The organism is Streptomyces sp. BI87, assembly GCF_025957665.1.
GTDB classification, from domain to species: Bacteria; Actinomycetota; Actinomycetes; order Streptomycetales; family Streptomycetaceae; genus Streptomyces; species Streptomyces albidoflavus.
The window spans coordinates 1,375,890-1,389,876 of record NZ_CP110079.1 but is presented as its reverse complement, the minus strand read 5'-3'; the positions used below and the strand labels follow the sequence as shown (position 1 = coordinate 1,389,876).

General features: G+C 74.4%; 12 protein-coding genes. 7 read left to right on the top strand and 5 right to left on the bottom strand.

Annotated features, from left to right (window positions below; all coding sequences use genetic code 11):
• The first annotated feature begins 37 nt into the window (after positions 1–37).
• From rimO to OIM89_RS05895, 6 genes are all read left to right on the top strand, one after another.
• The gene (rimO, locus tag OIM89_RS05920; protein ID WP_003951228.1) at positions 38–1,510 is read left to right on the top strand and encodes a 30S ribosomal protein S12 methylthiotransferase RimO; all 1,473 of its coding nucleotides are present in this window, start codon (positions 38–40) and stop codon (positions 1,508–1,510) included.
• A complete protein-coding gene (pgsA, locus tag OIM89_RS05915; protein ID WP_047471812.1) occupies positions 1,507–2,385 on the top strand; it encodes a CDP-diacylglycerol--glycerol-3-phosphate 3-phosphatidyltransferase in 879 nt (292 codons plus the stop codon). Before rimO ends, pgsA begins: the two co-directional genes overlap by 4 nt.
• Complete coding sequence (locus OIM89_RS05910) at positions 2,382–2,891, top strand: CinA family protein (protein WP_030699036.1); 510 nt, start codon at positions 2,382–2,384, stop codon at positions 2,889–2,891. The genes pgsA and OIM89_RS05910 overlap by 4 nt, the downstream gene beginning before the upstream one ends.
• 109 nt (positions 2,892–3,000) lie before the next feature.
• A complete protein-coding gene (locus OIM89_RS05905) occupies positions 3,001–3,372 on the top strand; it encodes a helix-turn-helix domain-containing protein (RefSeq protein ID WP_003951232.1) in 372 nt (123 codons plus the stop codon).
• Between the two features lie 317 nt (positions 3,373–3,689).
• Entirely contained in the window at positions 3,690–4,160 is a 471-nt protein-coding gene (locus OIM89_RS05900; RefSeq protein WP_030699035.1) for a Dps family protein, read from the top strand.
• 126 nt (positions 4,161–4,286) lie between these two features.
• On the top strand, positions 4,287–4,550 hold the full coding sequence (locus tag OIM89_RS05895; protein ID WP_030699034.1) for a hypothetical protein: 264 nt from the start codon (positions 4,287–4,289) through the stop codon (positions 4,548–4,550).
• A 15-nt stretch (positions 4,551–4,565) separates the two neighbouring features.
• On the opposite strand, the gene OIM89_RS05890 is transcribed toward OIM89_RS05895, so the two are convergent.
• The 4 genes from OIM89_RS05890 to OIM89_RS05875 form a co-directional block, all read right to left on the bottom strand.
• Positions 4,566–5,360, bottom strand: coding sequence for a DNA-formamidopyrimidine glycosylase family protein (locus OIM89_RS05890; RefSeq protein ID WP_030699033.1), 795 nt, complete (start codon positions 5,358–5,360; stop codon positions 4,566–4,568).
• Positions 5,361–5,387: 27 nt separating this feature from the next.
• On the bottom strand, positions 5,388–6,587 hold the full coding sequence (locus OIM89_RS05885; RefSeq protein WP_264491055.1) for a GDSL-type esterase/lipase family protein: 1,200 nt from the start codon (positions 6,585–6,587) through the stop codon (positions 5,388–5,390).
• A 126-nt stretch (positions 6,588–6,713) separates the two neighbouring features.
• Positions 6,714–7,286, bottom strand: coding sequence for a TetR/AcrR family transcriptional regulator (locus tag OIM89_RS05880; protein WP_030699031.1), 573 nt, complete (start codon positions 7,284–7,286; stop codon positions 6,714–6,716).
• Between the two features lie 135 nt (positions 7,287–7,421).
• Positions 7,422–7,994, bottom strand: a complete 573-nt coding sequence (locus OIM89_RS05875) for a CGNR zinc finger domain-containing protein (protein ID WP_151167915.1) — start codon at positions 7,992–7,994, stop codon at positions 7,422–7,424.
• A gap of 103 nt (positions 7,995–8,097) precedes the next feature.
• Between OIM89_RS05875 and OIM89_RS05870 the strand changes: the two genes are divergently transcribed.
• A complete protein-coding gene (locus tag OIM89_RS05870; protein WP_030699029.1) occupies positions 8,098–9,273 on the top strand; it encodes an epoxide hydrolase family protein in 1,176 nt (391 codons plus the stop codon).
• A 30-nt stretch (positions 9,274–9,303) separates the two neighbouring features.
• Here OIM89_RS05870 and OIM89_RS05865 read toward each other — a convergent pair whose 3' ends face one another.
• Positions 9,304–13,944 carry an ATP-dependent helicase gene (locus OIM89_RS05865; RefSeq protein ID WP_264491054.1) on the bottom strand — a complete coding sequence of 1,547 codons (4,641 nt, stop codon included), beginning with the start codon at positions 13,942–13,944 and terminating at the stop codon, positions 9,304–9,306.
• Positions 13,945–13,987 lie beyond the last annotated feature (43 nt).

Genomic DNA, 13,987 nt, shown 5'->3' with positions numbered 1-13,987 from the left:
GCGGGGGCCCCGGCCGGGACAAAGTAGTCTTGAGCCCATGCCTGAACGCCGTACCGTCGCTCTCGTCACTCTCGGATGCGCCCGTAACGAGGTGGATTCGGAGGAGCTCGCAGGCCGCCTGGAGGCGGACGGCTGGCAGCTCGTCGAGGACGCCGAAGCCGCCGATGTCGCCGTCGTCAACACCTGCGGCTTCGTCGAAGCCGCCAAGAAGGACTCCGTCGACGCCCTCCTGGAGGCCAACGACCTCAAGGCCCAGGGCAGAACCCAGGCCGTGGTCGCCGTCGGCTGCATGGCCGAGCGGTACGGCAAGGAACTGGCCGAGGCCCTCCCCGAGGCCGACGGGGTGCTCGGCTTCGACGACTACGCCGACATCTCCGACCGGCTCCAGACCATCCTGGGCGGCGGCATCCACGCCTCCCACACCCCGCGCGACCGGCGCAAGCTGCTGCCGATCAGCCCCGCCGAGCGCCAGGACAGCGCCGTCGCCCTCCCCGGCCACGCCCAGGAGCCCGCGGCCGCCCCCGCCGACCTGCCCGACGGCCTCGCGCCCGCCTCCGGGCCGCGCGCCCCGCTCCGCCGCCGGCTGGGCACCAGCCCGGTCGCCTCGGTCAAGCTGGCCTCCGGCTGCGACCGGCGCTGCTCCTTCTGCGCCATCCCCTCGTTCCGCGGCTCCTTCATCTCCCGGCGCCCCTCCGACGTGCTCCAGGAGACGCGCTGGCTGGCCGGGCAGGGCGTGAAGGAGATCATGCTGGTCTCCGAGAACAACACCTCGTACGGCAAGGACCTCGGCGACATCCGGCTGCTCGAGACGCTGCTGCCGGAGCTTGCGGAGGTGGACGGCATCGAGCGGGTGCGCGTCAGCTACCTCCAGCCCGCCGAGATGCGGCCCGGCCTGATCGACGTCCTCACCTCGACGCCGAAGGTCGCCCCCTACTTCGACCTCTCGTTCCAGCACTCCGCGCCCGGCGTGCTGCGCGCCATGCGCCGCTTCGGCGACACCGACCGCTTCCTCGGTCTGCTGGAGCAGATCCGCGCCAAGGCCCCCGAGGCCGGCGTCCGCTCCAACTTCATCGTCGGCTTCCCCGGCGAGAGCGAGGCGGACGTGGCCGAGCTGGAGCGCTTCCTGACCGGCGCCCGCCTCGACGCCATCGGCGTCTTCGGCTACTCCGACGAGGACGGCACCGAAGCCGCCGGGTACGAGGGCAAGCTCCCCGAGGAGGAGGTCGCCGAGCGTCTCGCCCGGGTCTCCCGACTCGCCGAGGAACTCGTCTCGCAGCGCGCGGACGAGCGGGTCGGTGAGACCGTGGAGGTACTCGTCGAATCCGTCGACGAGGAAGAGGGCGCCGTCGGCCGGGCCGCCCACCAGGCCCCCGAGACCGACGGACAGATCCTCTTCACGAGCGGCGCGGACCTCACCCCGGGCCGTATGGTCGTGGCCAAGGTGGTCGGCACCGAGGGAGTGGACCTCGTCGCCGAACCCCTGCACCTGATCGAGGAGGCGGGCAGATGACCGGAGTGTCGGCGTCCACGGCCGGTGGAGCCCACGCGGGCGGCGTACGTGGCGCCAGCCGCGGGACCCCGGCCGTGCGGCAGGCCGGCGTCTGGAACATCGCCAACATCCTGACCATGATCCGGCTCCTGCTGGTCCCCGGATTCGTGGCCCTGCTGCTGGCCGACGGCGGGTACGACCCGGCCTGGCGCGCCCTGGCCTGGGCGGCCTTCGCCGTCGCCATGATCACCGACGTCTTCGACGGGCACCTCGCCCGGACGTACAACCTGGTCACCGACTTCGGCAAGATCGCCGACCCGATCGCCGACAAGGCGATCATGGGCGCCGCGCTGATCTGCCTGTCGTGGCTCGGGGAGCTGCCCTGGTGGGTGACGGCGGTGATTCTCGGGCGCGAGCTGGGCATCACGGTGCTGCGCTTCTGGGTGATCAGATTCGGCGTGATTCCCGCCAGCCGGGGCGGCAAGCTGAAGACCCTCGCCCAGGGCACGGCGGCCGGCATGTACGTCCTCGCGCTCACGGGGCCGCTGGCCACCCTGCGGTTCTGGGTGATGGCCGTCGCCGTGGTGCTGACCGTCGCGACCGGCCTGGACTACGTACGGCAGGCCGTCGTGCTGCGCCGTGCGGGTCTCGCCGCCGAACGGGCGGCCCGCCGTGAGGCGGCCACGGGCGCGGAAGGCGCCGTCGGCGAGGTCGGCCCCGCCGTCCCCACCGCCACCGCCTCCGAGGCCCTGGTCGCCACGGCGGCCTCGGCGGCCGGTCCGGCGGAGCGGACCGGCGAAGCGCCACCGGCCGCCCCCGAAGGGGCCGGCCAGGCCCGGGAGCAGAGCCGGGACGCCGCCGGGGCCCGGCACGGCGGTGGGGAGACCCGGCTGTGAGCCTGGAGGCGCAGCACGCCCTGCGGCTGCTGGGGGAGCGTGGCGAGACGCTGGCCGTCGCCGAGTCGCTGACCGGGGGCCTGGTCGCCGCCGCGGTGACCGCCGCCCCGGGCGCCTCCGCCGCCTTCCGCGGCTCGGTCACGGCGTACGCCACGGAACTCAAGGCCCGGCTGCTCGGCGTCGACGCGGCGCTGCTGCGGGCCAGGGGCGCCGTGGACCCCGAGGTCGCGCGCCAGATGGCCGAGGGGGTGCGCCGGGAGCTGGGCGCCGAGTGGGGCGTGGCCACCACCGGCGTCGCCGGGCCCGAGCCGCAGGACGGGCGCCCCGTGGGCACCGTGTACATCGCCGTGGCCGGGCCTGGCGGAGGGAAATCGGCCGCACTGCGGTTGAACGGCGACCGTACGGACATCCGTATGGAGAGTGTCCGGAGGGTTCTCGGCCTGCTCATCGGGGAACTGGGCGGACACGGGCGGGCGCAGGATACGGAACAGAACGGGGAGACCTGATGTTTGCAGCCCTGAGTGAACACGAGATCGCTCCCCGCACGGCCGCAGCGGTAGGCGGTACGGTGGGGCGTGAAGGATGCGGTTACGCGGTCCGAGGAGGGAGCCACCGATGATTCTGCTCCGTCGCCTGCTGGGTGACGTGCTGCGTCGGCAGCGCCAGCGCCAGGGCCGTACTCTGCGCGAAGTCTCCTCGTCCGCCCGAGTCTCACTCGGCTATCTCTCCGAGGTGGAGCGGGGGCAGAAGGAGGCGTCCTCCGAACTGCTCTCCGCCATTTGCGACGCGTTGGACGTACGGATGTCCGAACTGATGCGTGAGGTCAGCGACGAGCTGGCCCTCGCCGAGCTGGCCGAGTCCGCCGCTGCCACCGACCCGGTGCCGGCTCCGGTCAGGCCCATGCTGAACGCCGTCTCCGTCTCCGGTGTACCGCCGGAGCGGGTGACGATCAAGGCGCCCGAGGCCGTGGGCGTCGCCGCCGCCTGACCGGCGCGGCGAGAAGAACGGCACGTCACACGTGTAGCCCCGGTGGGGGCGGGCACGCGGGTCCACAAGATCCGCTCCCGCCGCCACCGGGGCTTCTCGTTGGGTGACGACGGTGTCGCCCGGCCCGGACCCGCCCCTCGGGCGGTCGCGGTGGCCGGTGGGAGTCCGGGTCTTCCCCACTGACGGGTAGCAGCACCGGTCCACCGAAGGACCGGTCGAAGTTACCCAAATCGGTCACCTGTGTCATCGTGGTGCGTGGCTGGCGACGGCCCGCCGTCGATGACGGGTGACCGGCTGTGACGACTTGGAGGAATGCGATGAACGTGGTCAAGAGCCCGCTTCCGGAGACCGATCTCAAGGTGGTCGCGGGCGCCCTGCAGGGCGGCCTGGTGGACCTGATCGACCTCTCCCTGGTCGCCAAGCAGGTGCACTGGAACGTCACCGGCCCGCGCTTCCGCTCCGTCCACCTCCAGCTCGACGAGGTGGTCGACACCGCCCGCGGCCACTCCGACACGGTGGCCGAGCGGGCCTCGGCCCTCGGAATCTCCCCGGACGGCCGCGCCGCGACCGTCGCCGGGACCAGCGGCATCGGGGTGGTCAACGAGGGCTGGATCAAGGATGTGGACGCGGTCAACACCCTCGTGCAGGCGCTGGGCGCGGTGATCGGCCGCATGCGCGAGCGCATCGAGGCGACCGGTGACGCGGACCCGGTGAGCCAGGACATCTTCATCACCATCACCGCCGACCTGGAGAAGCACCACTGGATGTTCCAGGCGGAGAACAGCTAGACAGAACCGGCGGCCGCCCGCGGCGGCCGACGACGAACCCGGGGGCGGGCCGCCTGAGTGCGGCCCGCCCCCGGGGCTTCCACGGCCCCGCCCCGTGCGGCCGGCCCGGTACGGAGGTGGTGCGTCATGACGGCTCGCGGGTTGCGGTGGATACCCGTCTGCGCGGTGGCCGCGCTGTGGTGCGTGGCCTTGACGAGGGCGGCCCTGGAGATCGGGGGCGCCGCCGCGGGCGTCGCCGCGGTGGTGGCGGGCGGCTGGGGACTGAGCGTCCTGCCGGTGCACTGCGTACCGAAGTCCCGCGCCGACGAGCAGGCGGCGCGGGCGCGGGCGGCGGCACGGCGGATGGTGGCGCGGATGCGGGGCGGGCGGGAGGAGCCGGGGGACGGGTGAGACAGGGGTGAGGCGTTACGCGGCGGGGGCAGGGCCGCGCTGGCAGCCCGGGCACCAGTAGGTGGGGCGTTCCCGGGTGGGGTCGCCCTGCTGGGCGGTTCTGACGGGGGTGCCGCAGCGCAGGCAGGGGCGGCCCGCGCGGCCGTAGACGTAGAGGGGGCGGTCGGGGCGGCCGGTGGTGGTGCGGCGCGGGCGGTGGCGGTTGGCCTCCAGGAGGCGGGCCGCGAGGGTGGTGAGGCGTTCGGGGTCGGGCAGCTCGCCGACCGGCAGCCACGGGGTCACGCGGAGCAGGAAGCAGAGTTCGCTCTTGAAGACGTTGCCGATGCCCGCCAGATTGCGCTGGTCCAGCACGGCCTCGCCGACCTCCCGCTCCGGCGCGGCCGCCAGCCGGGCCAGCGCCTCGGCGGGGGACCAGTCGGGGCCCAGCAGGTCGGGGCCGAGGTGGCCGACGGCCTCGTCCTCGGCCGGGGTGCGCAGCAGCTCCAGGACCGGCAGGCGGTAGCCCACGGCGGTGCGCGAGGCGGTGCCGAGGACCGCGCGGATCTGGTGCCCGGGCCCTCCCCGCCAGCGCTCGCCCGGCGCGAAGATCCGCCACGAGCCGTCCATCCGCAGATGCGAGTGGAGGGTGAGGCCGCCCTCCAGGCGGGTCAGCAGGTGCTTGCCCCGGGCCACCACCTCCAGCACGGTGCGGCCGGTGAGGTCGACCGTCGCGAGGCGGGGCACACGGAGGTCCGAGACGGTCAGCTCCTGACCGGCGAGCGCCTGGTGCAGGCGCCCCGCCGCCTGGTGGACGGTGTCTCCCTCGGGCATGGCTCCATGATGCCTGGCCGGCCGGGCTCAGGGCCTGGTGGCGAACGGCCCGTCCGGGGCGAAGGCGAGGGCGGCGAAGCGCTCGCCCATGCGCCGGTGCGTGGCCGCGTCCGGGTGCAGCTCGTCGGGGAGCGGCAGCTCGGCGTGGTCCGCCTCGCCGTACAGCTCGCGGCCGTCGAGGAGGTGCAGGTGCGGGTCGTCCGCGGCCCGCTGCCGCACGATGCGGGTCAGTTCGTCGCGGATGACGCTCAGGGTGAGCTTTCCGGCCGCCACCTCGGCCGGGTCGCCGACCGCCTTGAACTTGATGCGCCCTGCGGCGATCTCGCTGAAGTCCGGGGCGCAGGGGCCGGGGGTCTCCTCGTGGATCGGGCAGAGTATCGGCGTGACGACCAGGAGCGGGGTGGCCGGGTGGCCCTCGCGGACGGTGTCCAGGAAGCCGTGGACGGCCGGGGTGAAGGCGCGCAGCCGCATCAGGTCGGCGTTGACGAGGTTGATGCCGATCTTGAGGCTGAGCAGATCGGCCGGGGTGTCGCGCAGGGTGCGGGCGGTGAACGGGTCGAGCAGCGCGGCGCCGCCGAGACCGAGGTTGACCAGCTCCACGCCGCCCCGTGCGGCGGCGAGCGCGGGCCAGGTGGTGGACGGGCTCGCGGCGTCCGAGCCGTGGCTGATCGAACTCCCGTGGTGCAGCCAGACGCGCCGCCCGCTCTCCGGAAGGGGCTCGACGGGGGCGTCGGTGCGCAGGGCCAGCAGCTCGGCCGCCTCGTTGTGCGGCAGCCAGATCTCGACGTCCTTGTCCCCGGCGGGCAGCTCGGCGAAACGCACCGTCCCCGGCGGGCCGGGCACGGTCTCGGCGGTGCCGGCCGCCATGTCGATACAGAGGGTGTTGCCGCCGGGGGCGCTCGCCCGGTCGACGAGGCGGCCGTCGACCACCAGGTCGTACAGGCCGTCGGGCCGGGGCGGCGCGCCCACGTAGACCCGCTTGGTGGGCAGGGTCTCCAGGGCGACGGCGGTGGACCGGGTGCGGAAGGCCAGCCGTACGCCCGAGGGCTGGGCCTCGGCCATGGCCAGCTGGCCGTCGGTGTTCTGGGCGCGGGCCCAGGCGGGCAGCCGGTGCGGCAGGACGCCGCGTGCGGTGGGCTCCAGCTCCAGGGCGCCGCGGACGAGGTCCGGGCTGAGGGGGGTGGTGACCGGGGTGGGTGTCGAGGTGGGGGAGTGGTCGGTGGGCATGGTTCCGCCTGGGGTCGCTGGGTGTGGGGTGGATGCGCCGCCGTCTCGGCCGGGGCGGGGCGCGGCAGGCCGGAGCGTCCCTCGGGGGAGGGGCCGGCTTCTTGCCGCTATGGGTTGGTCAGCAGGTCAGGGCCGTGCTTCCCAGTTGCGCAGGAGGGTGTCGAGGGAGTCCAGGACACGCGCCCAGCTCTCCGAGGAGTCGGGGGCGCTGTGGCTGAAGCCGCCGCTGGCCTCCAGGCTGACGTAACCGTGGAAGACGCTGCCCAGCAGCCGGACGGCGTGCGTCTGGTCCGGCTCCGAGAGGTCGTAGCCGCGCAGGATCGCCCGCGTCATCTGGGCGTGGCGTACGCCGGCGCTGGCCGCCGCCGTCTGCGGGTCCAGGGGCAGCTGGGCCGCCGCGTACCGGCCCGGGTGCTCGCGCGCGTAGTCGCGGTACACGTCGGCGAAGGCGGTCAGGGCGTCCTTCCCCGCCCGTCCGGCCACGGCGTCGGCGGCGCGGTCGGCCATCTCCGCCAGGGCGAGCAGGGCGATGCGGGTCTTGAGGTCCTGGGAGTTCTTGACGTGCGAGTAGAGGCTCGCGACCTGCACGCCGAACTGTCGCGCCAGCGCGGAGACGGTCACCTGGTCGAAGCCGATCTCGTCGGCGAGTTCCGCTCCGGCCTGGGTGAGGCGCTCGGGGGTGAGTCCGGCTCTGGGCATGCCCGGGTCCTTTCGTATGGCTAAGGCCATGGTGCATCTGCCGAAGGGTTTTAGGCAAATGGGCCTGAGCTTTCGGGTGCGCGGGCATGGCTCGGGGCGGCGTGGTGCCAGGGGTGCTGCCGGGACCGGGGGAGGTCACTCCGCCGAGGCGGGGCCGTTGCGCTGCTTGGCGTGGAAGCGGGCCTTCTTCTGGCGGTTGCCGCAGGTGTTCATGTCGCACCACTTGCGGGTGCGGCTCTGGCTGGTGTCGAAGAAGGCGGCCCGGCAGGTGGGGGAGGCGCACAGGGCCAGTTTTCCGTCGCGCTCGCCGGAGAGGATGCCGATCGCGTCGGCGGCGATCACGCTCAGGGCGTCCTCGACGGAGGCCGAGGCCAGGTGCCAGTGCCGCTCGCCCCCGGGGGTCAGGACGGCTGCCGCCCGGCCCGCGGTGCTGCGGTCGTTGAGGACGTGGACGGCGGAGGCGGGGAGCGGGGCCCCGGTCGCGGCCGCCGTCGCGGCGGCGTGGACGGACTCGCGAAGTTCCCGGGCGAGGTGGAGCTGGGCGGGCGTGCAGGAGTCCACGGCCAGGCCGACCACCGCCAGCCAGTCGACGAGCCGCTGCGGCACGGGGATGCGCTCCACGGGTTCGCCCTGCCGCTCCGTCAAGGTCGCCGTGAAGCTCGTCGCCAGCACGGTGCCGAGGCGGAAGTCGGGGAATTCTGCGCGCATGGAACCACCTTAGCCGGTTGCCCCTGTATCTGAACGCGTGTTAGAACCGCCTTAGCCGGTTCTCAGGCAGGGGCCGGTTCCGCGACGGCCAGGAGGTGCCGCCATGTCCCGCTCCCCCGGCGAGGTACGAGCGTTCGAAGCCCACGCGACCGACGCCGAACTCGACGACCTGCGCGCCCGGCTGGCCGCGGCCCGGCTGCCGGAGGCGGAGACGGTGCGTGGCGCCCCGCCAGGGCCCGGCCGGTGGGAGCAGGGCGTCCCCCTCGCCGACCTGGCCGGCCTCGTGGAGTACTGGCGCACCGGCTACGACTGGCGGGCGTTCGAGGAGCGACTGCACCGGGCCGGCCAGTTCCGCACGACCGTCGACGGGCTGGGCATCCACTTCCTGCACCGGCGCTCCGCCCGCGCGGACGCCACCCCGCTGCTCATGACGCACGGCTGGCCGGGCAGCGTCGCCGAGTTCATCGACGTCGTGGACGAACTGGCGGACCCCGCCGACCCGGACGCGCCGGCCTTCCACGTGGTGGCCCCCTCGCTGCCCGGCTTCGGCTACAGCGACAAGCCGGCCACCGCCGGGTGGGGGACGGAGCGGATCGCGGCCGCCTGGGTGGAGTTGATGGGCCGGCTCGGCCACGACACGTTCCTCGCCCATGGCGGCGACTGGGGCGGCAACATCACCACCGTGCTCGGCGGCCGCTTCCCCGAGCACGTGCTCGGGGTCCACTCGACCTTCGCTGAGGCGCCGCCCGGGCTGACCACCGACGGGCTGACGCCGCAGGAGCGCCGGTGGACCGAGGAGACCCGCCACTTCTGGCGCCACCGCGCCGCGTACGCGAAGCAGCAGGCGACCCGGCCGCAGACCATCGGCTACGCCCTCGTCGACTCACCGGCCGGGCTGCTGGCCTGGATTCTCGACAAGTTCGCCGAGTGGTCGGACACCGAGGACAGCCCGTTCGAGACGATCTCCCGGGACCGCGTCCTCGACAACGTCACCCTGTACTGGCTGACCCGGACCGGCGCGTCGGCCGCCCGCATCTACTACGAGAGCCACAACTCGGTCGATCCCGCGCTCCGGGTCGACGTCCCGGCCGCCGTCACCATGTATCCGCGCGACATCGAGAAGACGCCGCGCCCCTGGGCCGAGCAACGCTACCGGCGCATCGTCCGCTGGAACGCGCCCGAAGCGGGCGGTCACTTCCCGTCGCTGGAGGTTCCCGGGTACTTCGTCCAGGACCTGCGCGAGGGCCTCGCCGCCGTACTTGCCGCCGCAGGCCGGTGAGCCGGCGGGGCGGCCGGGGCCCTTTGCGGGTCACCTTCCGCCGCGCAGCCGCAGCCCCCTCGGTGTCGCGTGGAAGCCCGCGTTCTCCAGGTAGGTGCCGACCGGGGAGGTCAGGGCTGGCTCGCCGTTGACGCGTTCGACGGTGACTGTGCCGAGGGAACCGCCGGCGGCCGAGCCCGCGAGGGCGTGGGCGGCTCCCTCCAGGCGGGGATCGGGGGCCGAGGGGTCGTCCAGGGCGGTGGAGGGCCAGGCCAGGAGGGTCTTGCCGCCGCGCTCCATGTACATGGCCAACTCGCCGTCGACCAGGACGACCATCGCCCCCGCCTTACGGCCCGGCTTGTGCCCGGCGCCGCTCGGCGGCTCGGGCCAGGGAAGCGCCGCGCCGTAGGCGTTGGCCGGGTCGGCCGCCGCCAGGACCAGGGCCTGCCGGGGCGTACCGCCGGACTCCCGCTCGGCGGCGGTCGCGGAGGCGCGGAGGCGGTCCACCGCGCCGTCCATCGCGAACTGGGCCGCGCCCAACCCTTCCACCACGTAACCCCGGCGGGCCTGCCCGCTGTCCTCGAAGGCCGACAGGACGCGGTACACGGCGGAGAAGCCGCCCTCGACGCCCTCCGCCGCCACCGCGCCGCGCGTGACGACGCCGTGCCGGTCGAGGAGGGTGCGGGCCAGGGCGTGGGCCCGCAGGGTCGGATCGGGTTCCAGCGGGGGCAGCAGCGACCAGCGGCCCGCGACCGTCGGCGGGCCCGTCCGCGAGGCGGGGCGCGGCGCGGCGGTCAGCGCGCCGAACCTCCCCCGGGGGACGCTGCGGCGTGCCCGGTGTGCCGTGGACCCGGCGGTGCGGCCCGAACCGAGGAGGGCGCGGAGCGGGGCCACCGTGTCGTTGGTGAGCCGCCCCGACCAGGCCAGCTCCCAGAGCGCGTCCGCCAGCGCCTGGTCGGAGGCGGTGGGATGGGTGGCCCGGACCTGGTCGGCGATCTGGCGGAAGAAGAGGCCGTACCCGCCGGCGAGCGCGTCCAGCACCGCCTGGTGCAGCGGCGTCAGCTCCAGCGGGTGCGGGGGCGGCAGCAGGAGCGGGGCGTTGTCCGCGAGATAGAGGGAGACCCACCCGTCCTTCCCCGGGAGTGAGCCGCTGCCCGCCCACAGCAGCTCCCCGGTGGCCGTCAGCTCGTCGAGCATCGCCGGCTGGTACTGGGCCACCCGCGACGGCAGCACCAGCTTCTCCAGCGCGGAGGCCGGCACCGCCGCGCCCTGGAGCTGCTCCACCGCGCGGACCAGCCCGTCCAGACCGCGCAGCCCCTGCCCGCCCAGGTGCTGCCACGGCGGCAGGAACCTGGCCAGCGCCGTCGGCTCCACGGGCTCCAGCTCCTGGCGCAGCGCGGCCAGGGAACGGCGGCGCAGCCGGCGCAGCACCGTCGCGTCGCACCACTCCTGGCCGACGCCGGCCGGATGGAACTCGCCCTGCACCACCCGCCCGCTCGCGCCCAGCCGCTCCAGCGCCCCCTCGGTGACCGCCCGCCCGAGGCCGAACCGCTCCGCCGCCGCGGCCGCCGTGAACGGGCCGTGGGTACGCGCGAACCGGGCGAGGAGATCACCCAGCGGGTCCTTCACCGGCTCCGTGAACGCCTCCGGGACCCCCACCGGCAGGGCCACGCCGAGGGCGTCGCGCAGCCGCCCCGCGTCCTCGATCGCCGCCCAGTGCTCCACCGAGGCGATCCGCACCTCGATGACGCGGCGCGCGCCCGCCAGCTCCCGCGCCCACGCCGGATCGGCGCCACGCTCCGCCAGCTCCGCGGAGGTCAGCGGACCCAGCACCCGCAGCGCGTCGGCGACACCCTCCGCGTCCTTGATCCGGCGGTCCTCGGTGCGCCACTGGAGCTCCCGCTCCAGCTCGGCCAGGACCTCCGCGTCCAGCAGCTCCCGCAGCTCGGCCTGGCCCAGCAGCTCGGACAGCAGTCGCGAGTCCAGCGACAGCGCCGCCGCCCGCCGCTCGGCCAGCGGCGAGTCCCCCTCGTAGAGGAACTGCGCCACGTACCCGAAGAGCAGGGAGCGGGCGAAGGGGGAGGCCTCCGGGGTCGTCACCTCGACCAGGCGGACGCGGCGGGCCTCCAGGTCGCCCATCAGCTCGGTCAGCCCCGGCACGTCGAAGACGTCCTGGAGGCACTCGCGGACCGCCTCCAGGACGATCGGGAACGAACCGAACTCGCTCGCCACCTGGAGCAGCTGCGAAGCCCGCTGCCGCTGCTGCCACAGCGGGGTGCGCTTGCCGGGGCTGCGGCGCGGCAGCAGCAGGGCGCGGGCCGCGCACTCCCTGAACCGCGAGGCGAACAACGCCGAACTGCCCACCTGGTCGGTGACGATCCCCTCGATCTCGCCCTTGTCGAAGGTGACGTCCTGGGCGCCGACCGGGGACTGGTCGGTGTCGAAGGCCGTGCCCGGGTCCGAGGAGTCGTCGTCCAGCAGGTCCAGGCCGAGGAGGTCGGCGTCGGGCAGGCGCAGCACGATCCCGTCGTCGGCGTGCATCACCTGGGCGTCCATGCCGTACCGCTCGCTCAGACGCGCCCCCAGCGCCAGTGCCCACGGGGCGTGCACCTGTGCGCCGAACGGGGAGTGGATCACCACCCGCCAGTCGCCCAGCTCGTCCCGGAACCGCTCCACCACCACCGTCCGGTCGTCCGGGACGTGCCCGCACGCCTCGCGCTGCTCCCTCAGGTACGTCAGGAGGTTCTCCGCCGCCCAGGCGTCCAGCCCCGCGGCCATCAGCCGCAGCCGTGCGTCCTCCTCGGGCAGCGCCCCGACCTCCCGGACGAAGGCGCCCAGCGCCCGGCCCAGCTCCAGCGGGCGCCCCAGCTGGTCGCCCTTCCAGAACGGCAGCCGCCCCGGCACGCCCGGCGCCGGCGAGACCAGGACCCGGTCCCGGGTGATGTCCTCGATCCGCCACGAGGTCGTGCCCAGCGTGAAGACGTCGCCGGTACGCGACTCGTAGACCATCTCCTCGTCCAGCTCGCCGACCCGGCCGCCGCCCTTCTTCGGGTCCGCGCCCGCCAGGAAGACGCCGAACAGGCCGCGGTCGGGGATGGTGCCGCCGGAGGTGACGGCGAGCCGCTGCGCCCCCGGGCGGCCCGTGACGGTGCCCGCGACGCGGTCCCAGACCACGCGGGGGCGCAGCTCGGCGAAGGCGTCCGAGGGATAGCGGCCCGCCAGCATGTCCAGCACCGCGGTGAACGCCGACTCCGGCAGCGAGGCGAAGGGAGCCGCCCGCCGCGCCAGCGCCAGCAGGTCGTCGAACTGCCAGGTGTCCATCGCGGTCATCGCCACGATCTGCTGGGCCAGCACGTCCAGCGGGTTCGACGGGACCCGCAGCGCCTCGATGCGGCCCTCCCGCATCCGCTCCGTCACCACCGCCGACTGCACCAGATCGCCCCGGTACTTCGGGAAGACCACGCCCGTGGAGACCGCGCCCACCTGGTGCCCCGCGCGCCCCACCCGCTGGAGCCCCGAGGCCACCGACGGCGGGGACTCGACCTGCACCACCAGGTCCACCGCGCCCATGTCGATGCCCAGCTCCAGGCTGGAGGTGGCCACCACGGCGGGCAGCCGGCCCGCCTTCAGGTCCTCCTCCACCTGGGCCCGCTGCTCCTTGGAGACCGAACCGTGGTGGGCGCGGGCGATCAGCGCGGGCGCCCCCGAGGCCGAGGAGGCGGCGCCCATCAGCTCCGCCGGGGAGTGGTCCTCGGGCATGGCCTCGCCGGTGGCGCGCTCGTAGGCGATCTCGTTCAGCCGGTTGCACAGGCGCTCGGCGAGGCGGCGGGAGTTGGCGAAGACGATCGTCGAGCGGTGCGACTGGATCAGGTCGGCGATGCGCTCCTCGACGTGCGGCCAGATCGAGGGACGGTCGCCCGAACCCTCGTCGCTCACCGGCGAGCCGCCCAGCTCGCCCAGATCCTCCACCGGCACCACCACCGACAGGTCGAACTCCTTGCCCGAGGCCGGCTGGACGATCTCCACCCGGCGCTGCGGCGACAGGTACCGCGCCACCTCGTCCACCGGCCGGACCGTCGCCGACAGCCCGATCCGGCGGGCCGGCTTCGGCAGCAGCTCGTCCAGCCGCTCCAGGGAGAGCGCCAGGTGCGCGCCACGCTTGGTGCCCGCCACCGCGTGCACCTCGTCGAGAATGACCGTCTCCACGCCCTCCAGCGCCTCCCGCGCCGAGGAGGTCAGCATCAGGAAGAGCGACTCCGGGGTCGTGATGAGGATGTCCGGCGGCCGCGTCGCCAGCGAGCGCCGCTCCGCCGCCGGGGTGTCGCCCGAGCGGATGCCGACCCGCACCTCCGGCTCCGGCAGCCCGAGCCGCACCGACTCCTGCCGGATACCCGTCAGCGGGCTGCGCAGATTGCGCTCCACGTCCACCGCGAGGGCCTTCAGCGGGGAGACGTACAGCACCCGGCAGCGCTTGCGGGACTCGGCGGGCGGCGGCGTCGACGCCAGCGTGTCCAGCGCGGACAGGAAGGCCGCCAGCGTCTTGCCGGAACCGGTCGGCGCCACCACCAGCACGTCCGAACCCTCGCCGATGGCACCCCACGCGCCCTCCTGGGCGGCGGTGGGCGCCGAGAAGGCCCCGGTGAACCAGTTCCGGGTCGCCGGGGAGAACGTGTCGAGCGCTGAGCGTGCCATGGCTCCCATCGTGCACCCCGCCACCGACAACCACCGGTCCACG

Bases quoted from the DNA above. Each gene is read 5' to 3' on its own strand.
- OIM89_RS05870 (WP_030699029.1), top strand. From the start codon at position 8,098: ATGTCCCGCTCCCCCGGCGAGGTACGAGCGTTCGAAGCCCACGCGACC.
- OIM89_RS05865 (WP_264491054.1), bottom strand. From the start codon at position 13,944: ATGGCACGCTCAGCGCTCGACACGTTCTCCCCGGCGACCCGGAACTGG.
- rimO (WP_003951228.1), top strand. From the start codon at position 38: ATGCCTGAACGCCGTACCGTCGCTCTCGTCACTCTCGGATGCGCCCGT.
- OIM89_RS05885 (WP_264491055.1), bottom strand. From the start codon at position 6,587: ATGCCCACCGACCACTCCCCCACCTCGACACCCACCCCGGTCACCACC.
- OIM89_RS05890 (WP_030699033.1), bottom strand. From the start codon at position 5,360: ATGCCCGAGGGAGACACCGTCCACCAGGCGGCGGGGCGCCTGCACCAG.
- OIM89_RS05900 (WP_030699035.1), top strand. From the start codon at position 3,690: ATGAACGTGGTCAAGAGCCCGCTTCCGGAGACCGATCTCAAGGTGGTC.
- OIM89_RS05895 (WP_030699034.1), top strand. From the start codon at position 4,287: ATGACGGCTCGCGGGTTGCGGTGGATACCCGTCTGCGCGGTGGCCGCG.
- OIM89_RS05875 (WP_151167915.1), bottom strand. From the start codon at position 7,994: ATGCGCGCAGAATTCCCCGACTTCCGCCTCGGCACCGTGCTGGCGACG.
- OIM89_RS05880 (WP_030699031.1), bottom strand. From the start codon at position 7,286: ATGCCCAGAGCCGGACTCACCCCCGAGCGCCTCACCCAGGCCGGAGCG.
- OIM89_RS05905 (WP_003951232.1), top strand. From the start codon at position 3,001: ATGATTCTGCTCCGTCGCCTGCTGGGTGACGTGCTGCGTCGGCAGCGC.
- pgsA (WP_047471812.1), top strand. From the start codon at position 1,507: ATGACCGGAGTGTCGGCGTCCACGGCCGGTGGAGCCCACGCGGGCGGC.